12 protein-coding genes are annotated in these 17,065 nt (G+C 68.1%); 2 read left to right on the forward strand and 10 right to left on the reverse strand.

The genetic code is table 11. From position 1 onward, the window contains the following. The first annotated feature begins 158 nt into the window (after nt 1–158). Nucleotides 159–1,064 carry a hypothetical protein gene (locus AC1Q6P_RS08180; RefSeq protein WP_492663128.1) on the forward strand — a complete coding sequence of 302 codons (906 nt, stop codon included), beginning with the start codon at nt 159–161 and terminating at the stop codon, nt 1,062–1,064. A gap of 174 nt (nt 1,065–1,238) precedes the next feature. Further along, nucleotides 1,239–2,276, forward strand: coding sequence for a S41 family peptidase (locus AC1Q6P_RS08185; protein WP_492663127.1), 1,038 nt, complete (start codon nt 1,239–1,241; stop codon nt 2,274–2,276). Nucleotides 2,277–3,104: 828 nt separating this feature from the next. Here AC1Q6P_RS08185 and AC1Q6P_RS08190 read toward each other — a convergent pair. From AC1Q6P_RS08190 to AC1Q6P_RS08235, 10 genes are all read right to left on the reverse strand, one after another. After that, nucleotides 3,105–3,377 (reverse strand): hypothetical protein, encoded by a 273-nt coding sequence (locus AC1Q6P_RS08190; RefSeq protein ID WP_333780327.1) that lies wholly within the window; start codon nt 3,375–3,377, stop codon nt 3,105–3,107. A 205-nt stretch (nt 3,378–3,582) separates the two neighbouring features. Continuing rightward, the gene (locus tag AC1Q6P_RS08195) at nt 3,583–5,913 is read right to left on the reverse strand and encodes a S9 family peptidase (protein WP_492663126.1); all 2,331 of its coding nucleotides are present in this window, start codon (nt 5,911–5,913) and stop codon (nt 3,583–3,585) included. A 146-nt stretch (nt 5,914–6,059) separates the two neighbouring features. Continuing rightward, entirely contained in the window at nt 6,060–7,490 is a 1,431-nt protein-coding gene (gene dbpA, locus AC1Q6P_RS08200) for an ATP-dependent RNA helicase DbpA (protein ID WP_492663125.1), read from the reverse strand. 78 nt (nt 7,491–7,568) lie between these two features. Continuing rightward, nucleotides 7,569–10,139, reverse strand: coding sequence for an ATP-binding protein (locus tag AC1Q6P_RS08205; protein ID WP_492663124.1), 2,571 nt, complete (start codon nt 10,137–10,139; stop codon nt 7,569–7,571). Beyond that, nucleotides 10,139–10,666 (reverse strand): YfiR family protein, encoded by a 528-nt coding sequence (locus AC1Q6P_RS08210; protein WP_492663123.1) that lies wholly within the window; start codon nt 10,664–10,666, stop codon nt 10,139–10,141. Before AC1Q6P_RS08210 ends, AC1Q6P_RS08205 begins: the two co-directional genes overlap by 1 nt. 98 nt (nt 10,667–10,764) lie before the next feature. Next, nucleotides 10,765–12,855, reverse strand: a complete 2,091-nt coding sequence (locus AC1Q6P_RS08215) for a TonB-dependent receptor plug domain-containing protein (RefSeq protein ID WP_492663122.1) — start codon at nt 12,853–12,855, stop codon at nt 10,765–10,767. A 235-nt stretch (nt 12,856–13,090) separates the two neighbouring features. Further along, complete coding sequence (locus AC1Q6P_RS08220; protein ID WP_102769900.1) at nt 13,091–13,471, reverse strand: translation initiation factor Sui1; 381 nt, start codon at nt 13,469–13,471, stop codon at nt 13,091–13,093. Next, a complete protein-coding gene (locus AC1Q6P_RS08225; protein WP_492663121.1) occupies nt 13,468–14,463 on the reverse strand; it encodes a tRNA dihydrouridine synthase in 996 nt (331 codons plus the stop codon). The genes AC1Q6P_RS08220 and AC1Q6P_RS08225 overlap by 4 nt, the downstream gene beginning before the upstream one ends. Nucleotides 14,464–14,586: 123 nt before the next feature. Next, nucleotides 14,587–15,099 carry a M48 family metallopeptidase gene (locus AC1Q6P_RS08230; protein WP_492663120.1) on the reverse strand — a complete coding sequence of 171 codons (513 nt, stop codon included), beginning with the start codon at nt 15,097–15,099 and terminating at the stop codon, nt 14,587–14,589. Nucleotides 15,100–15,107: 8 nt separating this feature from the next. Further along, nucleotides 15,108–16,991: a M3 family metallopeptidase gene (locus AC1Q6P_RS08235; RefSeq protein WP_492663119.1), complete on the reverse strand. Its 1,884-nt coding sequence runs from the start codon at nt 16,989–16,991 to the stop codon at nt 15,108–15,110. Between the last annotated feature and the right edge of the window lie 74 nt (nt 16,992–17,065).

Below are 17,065 nucleotides of genomic sequence, written 5' to 3' on the forward strand. Positions count from 1 at the left end.
GTTCGCTGCGGTCAGCGAGGGCTTGATATTCGCACGCGCCCCTCTGCCCTTGCCGAGGGGCAAACCCGCAGCCTGCCTCGGCTCAGAGGCGGCGCCTGCCCACCTAGAATTCGCCGCCTCCCCGTACCCCTCAGCCCCCCCTCAGCCCTCCGCTGCCCATGTTCGCCTTGTCCACCGTTCCCGCTTGGCTGCAACAACGCTGGCATTTTGAAACCAACCCTTGGGCCGCCCTGCGGCGATTCGGCCTGGCGACTGGACTGGTGCTGCTCCTGCTGTTCTGGCTGCAGCCCTTTGGCGGCGAGCGCTACCGGGCGCCCTGGTGGGCGCTGCGTCTGCTGGGCTACGGCGTTTGCCTGCTGCTCGCGGTGCTTCCCATGCGTGCCTGGGCGCTGCGACGGCGGGCGCGCCAGCCCCTGTGGCGCTTGCAGGATGAACTGCAGGCCCTGGCGATCTGGGCCGCCAGCAGCGCGGGCCTGAGCTATGCCCACAGCTGCTGGCTGGTGTCGCCGAGGACACCATCCTGGGTCGACTTTTTCATGTTCAGCCTCGCCTTCGCCCTGCCCTTCCTGTTGATGCTCTTGCCGCTCCTGCTCTGGCAAGGGCGGGCCGACGTCCTGGCTGTGCAGCTCGCAGCGCCCACCGCCGAGAGCCAGGCCAGCACGACAGCCCCGGCCGCCGGCGCCTCACCCCAGATCGTGGTGCAGGGCCGCAATCGCGACGAACAACTGTGCTTTCGCCGCGAACAATTGGTCTGCGCCCAAGCCCAGCAGAACTATGTCCGTTTGCAGCTCGAAGCCGAAGACGGCAGCGGCATCCAAGCCCATTTGCTGCGCCTGCCCTTAGGCGAGCTGGCGGCCACCTTGGCTGCTGGCGAGACGGCCTGCTGGCGTGTGCATCGCTCCTGGCTGGTGGCACCGGAGCGGGTCCAAGCCTGGGTCCAAACGGGTCGCCAGCGTCAGCTCCGCCTGCGCGGCCTGGACGCGCCGATCCCCGTGTCCGCCGACTTTGAATTGCCGCCTGAGCTGCCAAGCGCCGGCCTCGATGCCACGCAGATTCGTCCCTGACGCCGGCAAATTCGCCCCTGGCCACGCGTTTTCGTCACAGCCGCTTCGGCTTGGTCACAGACGGTCGTCGCCTTCCACTCCTGCCGAAACGCTGCCTCTAGGCTGCACAGCCCTGGCGCCTGTCGCGCCGGGCGCTGCGCGCTGTTGCCGGCGCCACTTCCAAGGAGACCCGTTTTGATTCGCTCGTTTTTCACTGTCACTCGCCACCTGGCCAAGCGCGTGCTCGCCATCTTCGCGCTGTCGCTCGGCCTGAGCCCCTTGGCCCAGGCGGCGGCCCCGGAGCCCAACGCGCAAACCGTTTACGCCCAAGCCCTGGCCTTGAGCGATCGCCTGCTACCCCTGCCCGCCTGGAGCCAAAGCTCCGCTTTTGCGGCCTTTCGCCAGGCCTTGCTGGCCGCACCCGAAGGCTTGGACGCCGCCGGCATCGCCTTGCACTTCAATCGCAGCCAGCACGCAGCGAAGCTGGGCTTCAGCCACTACGCCCTGCTGGCGCCGCAGCCCGAAACTCCAGCGGCGAGCGCCCCAGCCTCCCCCTCCCCCGCGCCCTTGCCACGGCTCAGCTGGCCGCGACCCGGCGTGGCCTTGCTCAGCATCCCCAGCTTCGCACTCGATGCGGCGCAGATGCTGCCGGCCGCGCAAGCGCTGGCCGCCGCCCGGCCTGAAGCCATGATCATCGATCTGCGCGGCAACGCCGGAGGCGCCTTGCCGGCAGCCGCCAGCTTGCTGGGCTTGCTGGCCCCGGCTCCGGTGGACGCCGGGGTCTTCCTCTCACGCCGCTGGTACGGCCAGGGCCGGGACGAGCCCGATGCGGCTGCGCTGACGCAGATGCCCGCGCTCGCCACGCTCGATCTTGCAGCCTTGAGCCAGGCACTGCAAACAACGGGCGTGGCACGCCTGCGCATTCCCGCCAGCCCTGCAGGCGGCTTCCGCGGGCGACTGCTGGTCCTGATCGACGGGCATACAGCCAGCACCTCGGAGCCGGTGGCCTGGCTCCTGCGGCAAGCCTTGGGTGCCCGCTTGATTGGCCAACGCACGGCCGGCGCCATGCTGTCGAGCGAGGCGCTGCCGCTCGCGGGCGGCTATCGCTTGCGTCTTCCGGTGGCCGACTACCTGACACCCAACGGCCAGCGCCTGGACGGGCACGGCGTCCAGCCCGACCTTTCGGTGCCACCGGAACAGGCGCTGCAAATCGCTCTGGAAACGTTGGGCTGAGGTGCTGCCCCCCCCCCGCACGCCCTCACAAGAAAAAAGTGGCCAGTTCCACGCAGAACAACTGAGGGCTGCAAGCGGCACGAAGCAGCCTTTGGTTTTGCTCGTGAGGCCCTGCTGCCCGTGCCGCCGCCGGGCTCATGGTTCCGGGGGTCGGCCCTGACGGGCCGACTTCCCTGCGCTGCTCGCGCCTTGGGGCTGGCGCATAACTCACTTCGCTCCCTGTGTTCGCTTCGTTCAGACAGAAGCGCCAAGTCAGACCTCGAAGCGCGCGGGTACGTGCGCGCCCCGAGGCGCTGTGCTGCTCGGCCCTGCACGAATCGCCCGGCAGCGGCACGGGCTGCAGGGCGCTTGCATCGCGGTCGATGTGCCTCTTCCACGGTGGAGCCCGCCGAATCCGGAGGTGGCTCGGCCCGCCGCCGGGCGATTTGTGCGCGGCCGAGGGCGCAGCGGAGCGGCTCAGGCGCGCGTACTCGTGCGCTTCAAGCTCTGACTCAGCGCCACTGTTTGACCGCAGTGAGCGCAGCGAACGGAGGGAGTTTGGCGCCGCTGAGCCGCGGAGTGAGCAGCGAGGGCAGTCGGCTCGTAGAGCCGACCCGCGAACCATGAGCCCGGCGGTGGGCCGAGCCTCCGCAGCGTGAGCAAGCGGCACAAGGAAAGTCCGCAAGATGCCTACAGACGCCAGCCACCAGCTCAACCGGGCTGGGTCGTCGCGAAGCGAGTCAAGACAGAAGGGGCTGCATCACCCGAGGTGATGCAGCCCCTTTTTCTGTTCAGGAAATTCTCGATCGACGGAGCAAAGCGCAGCCGCTTTGGGCTGCTGGAACCCAACTACTCGCGCGGCTGGATCACCGGCGTGGCGTACTCATGGCCGACCACGGCGCGGGCGAACAGGTAGTTCTCCAGGGCCTTGGCGCTCAGCGAATCGAGTTGCACATCGCCGCGCGCATTGCAGGGAAAGGACAAGGCCTTGCCGGTGTGGAACAGTGACTGAAAGCGCAGCTCGTATGCACCCGGGCCCGCGGGCGGGCGAAGGGTTTCGGTGTTCGGCTGCAGCATGGCGGCTTTGTTTGCTTCCCTGGGGTCCATCACAAAAGTGTCCATGAGGTGTTCTCCAACGACGTCTTCATGTTCCTTGGGTCCTTGATGCAAGACTAGGCCCCGGATGAGGGGTTCAACATGTGCAAACGTCTCGTTTCAACGTCGGTGCGAGGCTGGCGGTGGACTAGGAAGTGCGCTGACACGAATTCATCACACTTTTTTACCCAGCCCGGCGTCAAGCTTCGGAACATCGCCGCCGACTGGCATCTCATGGCTTGAGGTGCCGGATGAAAAAGTCGGTCTGGGTGCGATCGAGGTGCAAACGTGCTTTCTTGCCCGTAATGCCGTGAGCGCGGCCAGGGTAGATCACGGTTTCGAACAGTTTGCCTTCGCTTTGCAGCGCTTCGATCAAGCGCAAGCTGTTCTCGAACAGCACGTTGTCGTCGGCCGTTCCGTGCACCAGCATCAAGGGCTTCTGCAAGAGGCCCGCCCGGCTGATCAAATTGGCTTCAGCGTAGGGCTTGGCTCGGCCGCCCTCGGGCATGCCCAAATAGCGCTCCGTGTAAGCGGTGTCGTAGAGCATCCAATCGGTCGGCGGCGCGCCAGCGATGGCGGCTGCAAACGGGGTGTTGGCATCCAGCATGGCGCGAGCCGCGAGGTAGCCGCCATAGGACCAGCCTGTGAACCCGATGCGAGCCGGGTCCACCGACGGCACCAACTTGCTCAGCTGATGCACGGCCGCGAACAGATCCGCCAATTCAGCCTTGCCAAAACCCTCGGCGTGAGCGCGGGTGAAGGCGCGATCACGATAGGCCATGCCGCGCGTATCCAGCGTCAGCACACCAAAGCCCTGTCGCTGCAGATAGGCCAGCAAGGCCGTGTCGCCGCTCCACCTCCAGCCCACCGTGGCCGTACCCGGGCCACCGTAAGCCTTGACGATCACCGGGTGGCGTTGATCGGGCTTGGTGCCAGCCTTGAGTGGTGGCAGGTAAAAGGCATTGAGCGGGGTCTGCCCGTCCGCTGCCACGATGTCCAGAACCTGCACCTGGGGCGCGATCGCGGCCAACAGCGGGTCGGGCGCATCACCCTTGAGCGGCAAGGCGGGCGCCTGGCCATCCAGCGCCAGCACCTCGGTGCGCGGAGGCTGGCCCCAACGTGATTCGGTCAGCAGCAGATGGCGGCAGCCCTGGTCAGCGCGCGCGTCGCGCCAGCGGCGGGCCTCGCCGGGCTGGAATACTCGCGACTGCCCCTGCCAATTCAGCTCAAAAATCTCGCGCCCGCGGCCGCGCTCCGTGGCACCCGAGAACACCAGGCCTTGCTCACGCTGGCAGATCAGACGGGCCACGGGTTCGGCCTGCCGGCTGAGCTGTTGGCGCTCGCCGGTGACCCGGTCCACCAGCCAGAACTGGGCGCGCCCACTGGCTTCGCTGATCCACAGCAAGGCCGGTTTGCCCGAGCGCAGCTGTGTCGGCAGCTCTCGCAGATCGTCTTGCACCTCGACCCAGGCTGGGTCGCGCTCGACCAGCACGGTGCGGGCCTGGGCCTGCGGGCCGCTGAATTCCACCAGGCTGAGTTGCTTCTGATCGCGCGTGAACCACTGCAGCCAGGGCGTGCCATCGGCAAACCATCCGGCGCGGGAGATGTACTCGGCCTCAGCCGGCAGACTCAAACGCTGTGGCTCAACAGGCACCCGTCCGCGGGTGTCAAACACCAGCGCGTGAACCTTGGCATTGCGCTCACCTGCGCCCGGATAGCGCTGCGTGGTCATGGCCATGCGGTCGGCAAAAATCTGCGAGCGGGTCTTGAGCGGCACCTCGGATTCGTCCACTTCCAGCGCCAGAATGCGCTGGCCATCGGGCGACCACCAGAAACCTCGTTGGCGGCCAAACTCTTCGGCAGCCACAAACTCGGCCAGGCCGGTGCTGCGGCTTTCGCTGCCGGTCTGGCTCAGACGGCGTGCGGGGCCGGCGCTTGCGCCGTCAAGGCTTTGCACCCAAAGATCGCCGCCTTTGACGAAGGCCAGTTGGCGGCCTGCGGCATCACAGACCGGATCGCGCTCGGGCTCCTTTTCATCGAAGCTCAGACGCTGGCTGCGCGGACCTTGTTCCGTCAGCTCCACCAGGTAGAGATCGCCCGAAAGCGGCAGGATCAGACGGCGATCGTCCTTGCCGCACCATTGATAGCCGGTGATGCCTCGACCTTGTACGCGGCGGCGCTCGAGCGCCATCTTTTCCGCCTCGGTCAGGCGCACCCCTTGCGCCCCGATCAAGTCGCTCACGGACAGCAGCCGCCGCGGCTGGCCGCCTGGCAAAGCCTGACCCCAGAGCTCATTGATCTCGCTGTCCTGCTCCGAGGCGCGCAGATAAGTCACCCAACCGCCGCCTGGCGACAACTCGGGTGCGCGCGGCAGACGGCCAGCCAGGGGCGGCTCGCTGTGGATGCGCTCCAAGTTGATCGAGGCGGGCGCCGGTTTGGCGGCCGGGGTGGCGGCGACGGCGCTTGCAAAAGCCGTGGCGCTCAAGGCGGCAAGCAGGGTCAGGGCCGGCAGCCATGGGCGCGCGCGCCGGGCAGACAAAGAGGGGTGGGCAGGAGATTGCATGCGGCATGCTAGGCCCAGGGCGGCGCCCTCGCCTATCGAGACAAGCCCTTGCGGGCATGGGGCGTGCGCGAGCAGCGCACGAAAAACTGACGGATGCCACCGGCACCCGCCCGGCAGGTGCAGCGTTCGATCAGACCATCAGCCCCTCAGTCCAGGCTGCTCAGATCCGCCATGCGGCGCACCTTGACCTTGCGGCCCTTGAGCTTGCCCTCAGACAGACGGCGCGCCGCTTCGCGGGCGATGCTGCGCTCCACCGCCACATAGCTGTGGAACTCGGTGATGTTGATCTTGCCGACCTGCTCGAACTTGAAGCCCGCTTCGCCGGTCAGGGCGCCGAGGATGTCGCCGGGGCGGATCTTTTCCTTGCGGCCACCGAGGATCTGCAAGGTGTCCATGGCAGGTTGCAGCGGCGCACCGTCGGCGTCCTTGAGGCTGTCGAGCTTTTGCCAGACGAACTCGCGGCCCAGCAGCTGCTCGATGCGGCCGATGCGGCCCATCTCGTCCAGGCTGGCCAGACTCAGGGCCAGGCCTTGCGCGCCGGCGCGGCCGGTGCGGCCGATGCGGTGCACATGGACCTCGGTGTCGGGCGTGACCTCGACGTTGATCACGCATTCCAGCTGGGCGATGTCCAAGCCGCGCGCCGCCACATCGGTGGCCACCAGGACCGAGCAGCTGCGGTTGGCGAACTGGATCAGCACCTGGTCACGCTCGCGCTGCTCCAGGTCGCCATGCAAGGCCATGGCCACAAAACCCTGGCCGTTCAGTACATCGACCAGATCGCGGCATTGCTGCTTGGTGTTGCAAAAAGCGATGGTGCTGGCCGGGCGGAAATGGCGCAGCAGCTGCGAGACCGCATGCAGGCGCTCGCCCTCGCTGACCTCGAACGCGATCTGCTCGATCTGCGCTGGCGCCTGGCTGGCACTGGCGCCGCCGGCCAGCTTGACCTCCTTGGGCTCGCGCATGAACTGGCTGCTCAGCTTGGCGATGCCTTCCGGGTAGGTGGCCGAGAACAGCAGGGTCTGGCGCTTCTTCGGGCATTGGCGCGCGACGGTGACGATGTCATCGAAGAAGCCCATGTCCAGCATGCGATCGGCCTCATCGAGCACCAAGGTGCTGAGTGCGCCCAGATTCAAGCTGCCACGCTCGAGATGGTCCATCACCCGGCCCGGCGTGCCTACGGCGATGTGGCAGCCAAAACCCAGCGATTCCATCTGCGGCTTCATCGGCGAACCGCCGCACAAAGTCAGCACCTTGATGTTGTCGGCGGCCCGGGCCAGGCGGCGAATCTCCTGCGTGACCTGATCGGCCAGCTCGCGCGTCGGGCACAGCACCAGGGCCTGCACGTCAAAACGGCTGGCATCGAGCCGGTGCAGCAGGGCCAGGGCGAAGGCGGCAGTCTTGCCGCTGCCGGTCTGGGCCTGGGCGATCAAGTCCTGACCCTCCAGCGCCAGCGGCAGGCTGGCGGCCTGGATGGGCGTCATCTGCGTGTAGCCCAGCTGGGCCAGATTGGCCTGCATGGCGGCGCTCAGCGGCAGCTGAGCGAAGGAGAGTTTGGAGTCAGGCGTGGGGGCGTTCATCTGCGGATTATCCCTGCTCGGCCCGCCACACCTCGGGAAAACACGGATCGCGAGGCTTCAGACGCACGTGGCGGCGCTTCAAGCCGGGCGTTCACCACCCGAGCCAGGCAGGCTGTCGGCCTGCGGCGCCACGCAGGGCAGCTCCAGCACGAACACACTGCCCTGCCCCGGCTCGCTGCTGCACATGATGCGGCCACCGAGTGCGCCATTGACCAGGCTGAACACCCGATGCAGGCCCAGGCCGTTGCCGCCCGAGCCCAGGCGCGTGGTGAAGAAAGGGTCGAAGATGCGCGGCAGGCTGCGCGCATCAATGCCGCAGCCATCGTCCGACACGCTCAGGCGCACACGCTGGCCGTCCAGCCGCTGCAGCTGCAGCCGCGTCGTGCCGGGTCGCTCGGGACGGTGGGCGTGGATCAAGGTGTTGCTGATCAGCTGGCTCAGCACCTGCTCCAGCATCTCGGGCCAGCTGTCCATCTCGATGCCGGGTTCCAGCTCGGTCAGCAAACGGTGCGGCGTGGCCGTGAACTGCGGCTGCAAGGTCTGCGTCCACTGCATCAAGGCCTCGGCCAGATCGAAGCGGCAACGCCGGCCCCAGTGCGTGTCCTCGGCCATCTGCTTGAAGCGCGCCACCAGCTCGGCCGCGCGCTGCAGGCTGCGCATCAGGAGGGCGAAGCTGTTGTTGGCCAGGTCCAGATAGCCCTGCATCGAGGAGCGACGCAAGGTGCCCGCGGCCACATCGGCGCTCAGATGGGCGCTGTGCTCCTGCAGGGTCGAGGCCACGACCAGGCTGTTGCCGATGGGCGTGTTCAGCTCATGCGCCACGCCGGCCACCAGGGCACCCAGCGAGGCCAGGCGCTCGTTGCGCACCAGCTCGTCCTTGGTCTTTTGCAAGGTGTCCAGGGTCTCGGAGAGCTGATGGTTGGCCTCCAGCAAGGCCTGGGTGCGCCGCGCCACCCGGGTCTCCAGCTCAGCATTGAGCTGCTCCAGCGCCCGCTGGGCCTGCACCCGGGCCGAGACATCGATCAGGCTGAACTGCAAGAGGCTGCGCTGGCCCGACTGCCAGCGGTCGAGATGCACCTCGGCCTCCCAGGCCGGCTCGCCGCGGCGCAGCAGCTGCATCTCCAGCACATGGCGGCCGCCGGCCAGAGCCTCGACCATGGCCTCGCTGAGCCGATCGAGCGAATCGCTGCCATCGGCCTGCTGCGCGGGCAACAAGGCGCCCAGGTCGAGCTGGGCCCAGGCCAAGCCGGGCGCGGCGTCTGCTGCGCCCTCATCGGTGCCTGCCACGGGCCAGGGCAGGCCGAAGGCTTCGGCGGCGGCCCGATTGCCGTCAAGCAGGCGCAGGCTTTGCGGATCGAGCAGGCCCTGGGGCATGCAGGATTCGCGGAACAGCAGCTTGTTGTACGCCTCGCTGTCGCGCAAGCTGGCTTCGATGCCGCGGCGCTGGCTGTCGCGTTCGACCAGGGCCAACAGATCGGCCATCTCGCAGAGCACGGCGATGTCGTCGGCGCTCCAGTGCCGCTCGGCCTCGCCCCGCTCCAAGCAGACATGCACGAGCTGGCCCGCCGGGCTGGCACCGGCTGCGGCCCAGAGAAAGGCCATCACCCCGGCCGCGCGCAAGGCCTCGGCCTGGGCCGTGCTCAGACGCTCATCGCGCACCACATGGGCCACGGCCAGGGAGCGCTCGCCCTGCTGCTGGGCATGGGCCAGGCCCGCAGCCACGGTGGGCGCCCCTGCCTGCGGCGACTCGGGCAGGCCCACGCGCACCCGGCAGCCCGGGAAGAGCTCGCCGGCCGCCAGCGACAGAGCCTGCACCAGGGCCGGCAGATCGGCGCGCGCCACGGCCTCGGACTTGGCCAGGCCGCTCAGCGCACGCTGGCTGGCACGCAAGCGCTCCAGCCGGCCCTGGGCGGCCTGACGGCCGGCCTCCAGCTCCTGGTTTTGCTGCTCGATGGTGGCCATCAATCGGTTGAAGGACTGGGCCAGCTGGCCCAGCTCCAGCGGCCCCATCAGCTCGGGTGCGCGCAGGCGGTAGTCACGGCTTTGCACGATGTTGCGGGCCACCTGGCCGAGGGCCAGCAGCGGCTGCGAGATCAGGCGCTGCATGCGCAGCGAGACCGCCAGCGCCAGCAAGGCCGCCAGCAGCACCACCCCGGCCTGCAGCTGCAGCTGGCGCCACAGGCGCTGATGCACCGCCTCCAGCGAGGAGGCCATGGCCAGCACGGCCACCTTCTGCTCATCGAGATGGATGGGCTGGCGCACACGCACCCAGGCATCCTCGATGCTCAAGCCGGACTGAGCCGCCTCGGCCGCCGGCAGCTGGGCCGCGCAGCGCTGCTCGGGCTGGCGCTCGAAGCGGGCGAACAAGGCGCCCTCGCTGCCGTAGAGGCAGGCCTGGGCGACATGGCGGATCTCGCGCAGGGCGGCCAGGTTTTCTTCGGCCGTGCGGCTGTCATCGAAGGCAATGGCGGCGGTGCTGCGATTGCCGAGCAAGGTGGCCAGAGAGCTGAGCTCGAAACCCAGGGCCTCGCGCGCACCGCGCGCCTCGTACCAGGCATGCATGACGCTGGACAGCAGCAGGCTGCCCACGCAAACCGCCATGATCAGCAGCACGCTGAGGCGGCGGATCGGCATCAAGGCCAGGCGCATCAGCTGCTCCCTCCCCGGCCGGTACCGACCAGGCGAGCTGCCACTTCCAGCAGTTTGGCGCTGGGCTTGAGGCGGGCGCGGCGCAAGGCCTCGACATTGATCTCCATGCGCAGCTTGCCGCCCTCGACGACAAAACCGACACCGCCGCCCTGGTCGACAAACTGTTCGGCACCGCCCACGGTCAGCACCGGCAGATCGGCCAGGCTGGCGGTCAGCTCGCCGATCGCCTTTTTGCCGCCGGAATCGAGATACACCATCTGGCAGGCCCGGGCCTCGCGCGCCGTGGCGGGGTACAGCAGAGCAATCGGCCGGCTGCCATGGTTGCGCGTGCTCAGCTCGCGCAGGCTGTCACCAAAGGGGTCGCTGCCCAGCACGCAGATGTGAAAGGCGCGCTCGCCCGCCTCGCCCTCGGGCCACTCGACAAACTGGCTGATGCGGTAAAGAAACGCCGCCTTGAGCTTGTACTCACCCACCAGAGCCTCGGCCGCCGCGCCGCGGGGCGGCAGGCTGGCCAAGACAAGAGCCAAGACCACCCCACGACGAAGCCAGAGTCCCGCGCGCCGCAAAGATGCCGGCGGGTGAAAGGGGGCGAGTCGGGTCAGGGCCATGGCGAGAATCGGCCGCCTCAAAAGCTGCGGCGCAGGTCCAGGCGCCAGGCCCGGCCGGCCAGGGGCACATCGCCAACGATGGCGCTGGAGTCGGCCGGCTCGGTGGCCGCTGCATTGAGGGCATTGCGCAGGCCCAGCGAGGCCGACCAGTCCGCACCGGCCGGCTGCCAACGCAGCTGCACATCGAGCTGCCGGTAGGCCGGCAGGGGCGCCCGCGTGTCCGCGTTCAGGCGCGGCCGCGCGCCCACCCAGCGCGCCTGGGCTTGCAGGCTCAGGCCGGCCCCCAGGCGATGTTCCAGCGCCAGGCTGCTGATCTGGCGTGGGGCATAGGGCGCGACATGGCCTTCGGCATCGCGCGCGCGCTGGACCGAGTGATTCAGGCGCACATGGCTGTGGTCGTTGGGGCGCCAGTCCAGCTCCAGCTCGGCGCCGGGCGCGCTCAGTTGGCCGACATTGCGATACACGCCCGACACCAGGCGGATCAGATCGCTCATGCGGTAGTGGAAGAAAGCCAGGCGGGCATTGAAATCGGTGCCCGCCGACCAATCCAGCTGCCACTCCCAGGTGCGTACCCGCTCGGGCGTCAAGGTCTTGGAGCCGAGATTGACCGGGTTGGAGGCGACGAACTGCTCTTTCATCGATGGCGCGCGGAAGGCCTGGCCATACAGCCACTTGCTGCTGAGCACCGGCGAGTGGCGCCAGACCAGGGACGCGCGCGGGTTGCGGGTGGTACCGAAATCGTTGTAGTGATCGACGCGCAGGCCCAGGGTCAGCTCGGCCTGCTCGTTCAGGCGCCAGACATCCTGCAGCGAGAGGTAGCGGTTGCGCCGCTGCAGATCGGGCGCGTACACAAACGGCGTGCCCGTGACATCGACCAACTGACCGGCCGCCACCCCGTTGCTGAAATTCTTGGCCTCCCAGGCGTGGAACTTGACCTGGCTGGACCCGGCGGCCAGGCGCAGGCGGTGGCCGGCCCAGCCGCTGTAATGCGCCTCGGCATCGAGCCTGAGGCTGTCTTCATCGGAGCCCGGGTTGCCGATGGCGCCCTGCTCAAAGCGAAACAGCCGATTCTCCCCGGCACCGAAGAGATCGCCCTGGGCGTTGACCGGCAGCAGCGCGCCGGCCGGAAAGACCTGGTAGTTGGCAAAGAACCAGTAATTGCTCCAGGACGCGCGCAACAGCGCGTTGAAATGCTCGGTGGCGCCGGGCAGCTGCCAGCGCAGCTCGGCCAGCGACTGCCGGGCCTCGGTGCGCGAGTCGGGGTCCAGCGCCCCGGCGATGCCCCAGGCCGCGCCCATGCGATCGGCACGGTAATGCCAGAGGCGCAGTTGCAGATCGGCCCGCGCGAGCTCGACATGCAGATTGCCCAGGCGGTACTGCGTGTCCAGCGCCCCAGGCGCACGCGAGGCCTGGCTGCCGAAGAGGCGGTCGAACTCGGTCTGCTGGTCGGCCTCGATGCGGCGTTCGCGGTCGCCCTCGCTGCGCTGCAGCTCGGCGGCCAGCATCAGGCCCCAGTCACCCACGCGCGTCGTGCGCCACATCCAGAGGTCGGCGCTGCGGAAGGCGCCGAGGCTGAGCCCGGCCTGGCTCTCGGGCTCGCGCATGGGGTCGCGGGTGACGATATTGATGACGCCGGCAAAGGCATCGGCTCCGAACACCGCCGAGCCCGGGCCGCGCACCACCTCGATACGCTCCACCGCGGCCAGCGGCAGCTTGACCCCGGCGCCCAGCGAGCCGGTGAACACCGGGTTGATGGGCACATCGTTGAGCGTGACCAGCACCTGCGGGTTGTCGTAGGTGTACATGCCGCGGATCACGAACAGGGGCTGACGATTCTTGGGCGCGATGTGCAGGCCGGCCACGCCTTGCAAGGCCTCTTCGAGGGTGTTGGCCCCCATGGCCTCGATCTGGGCGGCGGTGACAATGGAGACGATGGCCGGCGCGTCACGCGCGGCCATCTTGAAGCCGGTGGCGCTGCGCACCTCCAGCTGCGAGAGGCTGTCGAGATCGAGGTCGAGCAAGGAGCCCGCGGCCCGGGCCGGCATCGCGGCCATCCCCAGGCACCAGGCCGCCACAGCCCCCATGCGCATGCGTACACCGACTTGCATGTTCAGAACTCCTGCAAGCACCCGCCGCGCCGCACTTGGCACCGCAGGCCCCAACCCGGTTCCGCGGCCGCTGAGGCAGGCCGTGGCGCCACGCCCGGGCCGGCGCTCTGTTGGCGGTGCGCGGCGTCCCGTTCATTTCCGCGCTGCTCAAACCCGAGGCCAACTCAGTCTAGCCCCAACAGCCCAGGTGCGCAGCCCCATCACCTCAGGGGTTTCGGCAACGCAACACGCGGGATCAGCCGCCCGCCTGCTTGACCGTCCAGCTGCCTTTTTTCTTGAGCAGCTCGATCACCCGCTCGCGGTGGTCGCCCTGCACTTCGATCACACCGTCCTTGACCGTGCCGCCCGAGCCGCAGGCGGCCTTGAGCTCCTTGCCCAGGGCGATCAGGCCGGCTTCGTCCAGCGGCACGCCCTTGACCAGGGTGACTCCCTTGCCGGCCCGGCCCTTGGTCTCGCGCGAGACGCGCACGATGCCGTCGCCCTTGGGCAGCTGGGGCCGGCCGCAGCGGCAATCGGCCTTGGCCTGGCGGCATTCCGGGCAGGTGCGGCCGCTGTCGGTGGAATAGACCAGGCCGGACAAGGCACCCAGGCCGGACAGGGATTTGCTGGACTTCATGCGGTGCAACTTTCTACTTCTTCATCGATCGGGCACGGACGGAGTGGCCGCGGCCCGCGCTCGTCCGGGCCAAACATCTGCAGGTCCAACTCCTCGGGCGAATTGACCGTGCGCAGGCGCAGATAGGCCTCTTCCGCCTCGGGGTAGTGCCGGCGCAGGTAATGCAGCCATTGTTTCAGGCGGCCAGCCTGGTGACGATGAGCGACGTTGCTGCGCACCAGATCAAAGAAGCCGCGCATCAGCGGCAGCAACGCCGCCCAACTCAGCGGCGGCCCATCGGGGGACTGCAGGGCCAGGGCCAAGCCTGGGTTGGCCACCATGCCACGGCCCACCATCAAGTCGCTGCAGCCGCTTTGCGCGCGGCAGTTCTCGGCATCGGCCGGTGTCCAGATTTCGCCATTGGCCACTACCCGCGCCTGCAACGCCTCGCGCACCGCGGCGATGCGGTCCCAGTAGGCCGGTGGCTTGTAGCCATCGGCCTTGGTGCGGGCATGGATGACCAGCTCCTCGGCGCCGCCGTCCTGCATGGCCAGGGCGCAATCGAGCGTGCGGTGGCTGTCCATATAGCCCAGGCGCATCTTGGCCGAGAGCGGCATGTCGGCCGGCAAGGCCCGGCGCACGGCCGAGACGATCTCAAAGATCAGCTCCGGCTCGTCCAGCAGCACCGCGCCGCCGCGATGTCGGTTCACGCATTTGGCCGGGCAGCCGAAATTGAGGTCGATGCCGGCCGGCCCCAGGGCCGCCAGCTTGGCCGCGTTCTCGGCCATGCAGACCGGGTCGCTGCCCAGCAGCTGGGCCCGCACCGGCACGCCGGCCGCCGTGCGCCCGCCGTTCAGCAGCTCGGGCACGATGCGGGTGAACACGCGGTTGGGCATCAGCATGTCGGTGATGCGGATGAACTCGGACACGCAGCGATCGATGCCGCCGACGCGGGTGAGTACATCCCGGAGCATGTGATCCAACAGCCCTTCCATCGGCGCCAACAAGATCATGTGAGCCCCTCGTCCAGCGGGTATGCTGGCCGGTCCCCCGAGGGGACCGGCATCCTGCGGATGCCACGGGCCGGCTTGGGGCGGCCCGGCACTCGGCCCTGAATGCAAGGCATTTCCATCGGCTCAATCATGGCAAGCCTCCGCGGCCTGCAGGTCTTGATGCGTGAGATACAGACGCAGATCAAACTCCAGCTGGCCGTAGGCCGGCTCCATATGCTGGCAGAGCTGGTAGAAGGCCTTGTTGTGGTCCAGCTCCTTGAGGTGGGCCAGTTCGTGCACCACGATCATCTTGAGGAACTCGGCCGGGGCCTCCTTGAACAGGCTGGCGACGCGAATCTCGCGTTTGCTGGTCAGCTTGGCGCCCTGCACGCGCGAGGCGCGGGTGTGGGTGCCCAGGGCATGCTGCAGCACCTTGAGCTTGGCATCGAAGCAGACCTTGGACAGGGGCGGCGCATTGCGCAGGTAGCGGTTCTTCAGCGCCATGGTGTAGTCGAACAGCGCCGTGTCGCTGCGCACCTCGTGGCCCCGCGGATAGCGGCGCGCCAGGGTCTCGCCCAGGCGGCCGGCGTCGATCAGCTGCTGCACCTGCAGCAGCAGTTCGGCCGGGTAGCCGGCCAGGTACTTCAAAGTCGGCATCACGAAGTTCAGCTCGGCTGGGCGAGCGCCCCGGGGCTGATGCTGTAGTTCGCGGCGATCCAGGCCTCGAACTGGCTGCACATGGCTTCATCCCCCTCGCGGTTGTCGGCCAGCAGCTGCTCGCCGTGGACGATGCGGATCTCGGCCGCCAGGGCCGCCGGGAACTCGCTCGGGTACTGGCGCTGCGCGGCGGCGGCCATGCTGGCCTGGGCCTCGGCCCAGCAATCCTCGACCGACTGGTTGCAGGCCTCGGCCAGGTAGCGGGCGGAGAAGCCCTCGCCCGTCAGACTGCGCAAGGTGGCGTCGTGATCGATGCTGTTGCCCGGTTCCCAGTAATGCGCCGACAGCGCCGGGCCGATGGCCGGGTTGTCGGTCAGATAGCCATGCTTGCGCAGGAAATGAGCGCGGGTCTGGTAGACGGCCATATGAGCCAGCAGATAGCCCTGGTAGGACGCGGCCGATTCCTGGTTCAACAGATGCGGGATGGCCAGCAGCGGCCGTGGGCTGTGCACACCCAGCACGCGCTGCTCGGTGGCGCGGGCCAGGGCGAGCACGTTTTCCGCTGTCAATGCTTCGTCCGGCATGGCGTAGAGCGCCGCTTCGAAATAGGGCACGACGGCGATCGAGCGCTCGTCAAAGGCGCGCATGGGCTGGCTGCTGGCGATGCGGGCATGGATCAGCTCGTCGGGGATGGCCTCGCCCGCGGCATTGCGGGCATAACGCTTGAGCCAATCGGCATCGCCGAGCAGGCTGTCGCAGAACATCGATTGGGTCTCGGCGTAGGCCATCGAGGTCGGCGCGAACTCCTGCGAGAAGCAAGGCGAGTTCTGCACCACATTGGCGAAATGCGCCGCATGCCCGCCTTCGTGGAACAAGGTGTTGATGGCACGCAGGCCGCTGCCGACCTGGTCGGGCTTGGCCTCGGCGGTGAAGTTGATCTGGCCCGGCACCCAGCGGCCTTGCGCGTCCACATGGCTGGGAATGGGGCCGTGGCAGAAACCGTTCTGGTACTTGCCGGCGCGCTCCAGCAGGTCCAGCTGCAGGGTGGCGCCCCGGTACTGGATGCCCAGGCGGCGGAAGCTCTGCACCCAGCGCCGCAGGGCCGGGCCGAAGGGCATGTAGGCGTCCATGCGGCGCACCACATCGCCGGCCGAGTAGAAGCGCAGATTCCAGGGCTGCAGGGCCTGCTCGCCATGGCGGGCCTTCAAATCAGCCAGGGCGCGGGTGTTGGCCGCATCAGTGCGCTGCACGAAATCGTCGAGGATGTCCTTCAGCTGCTGCGGCGTCATGCGCTCGTTCTTGCGCAGCTTGAGTTCGAAGTAGTTGTCAAAACCCAAGGCGCGTGCAAAGCGGTTGCGCAAGCGCACCAGATCGAGAAAGCCGTTGGCCAGCACCCAGTGCTCAATCGCGTAAAAGGCTTCGAGCGAGCTGCGCCGGCGGGCTTCGTCCGGATTGGTGGCCAGATTGGTGGCCAGCATGGACAGCGAGGCCACCTCGCTCTCGCCCGCTTCGTTGATGTGCCGCGGCTGCAGCTCGCGCTTGGCAGCAAAGATGCGGCTCTCGGCCTCGATGATCTCGGCCATCAGGGCGCGGCCGGCTTCGTTGTCGATGATATTGGCCTCGAACACGGCCAGCCAGCCGCGCAGGCCGTGCAGCAGGGCCGTACGCTCCGGGCTCTCCTCGGCCGATTCAAGCCGCGCGAGGTGCTCACGCGTCGCGGCCAGGCGGGCCGGGTCGGAGATGAAGGCCTTGTAGGCACCCTCGGCCCGCTCAAAGCCGGCCTGGTCCTCGCTGGTGGCCATATAGGTGGCCCAGAACAGGTCTTCCTTGCTCTTGTGGACCTGCAAATAGTCCTGGTTCAGCTGGTCAAAAAAAGCGCGGGCGCGGTACATGGAGGCGGCTCTTGTGAAGTCGGCAGGGGCGAGAGCATAGCGGTTCGGCCGCTGCAGCCGGCTTGGCAAGGCCA

The sequence above is a fragment of the Roseateles sp. GW835-FHT13E02 genome, from assembly GCF_058794035.1.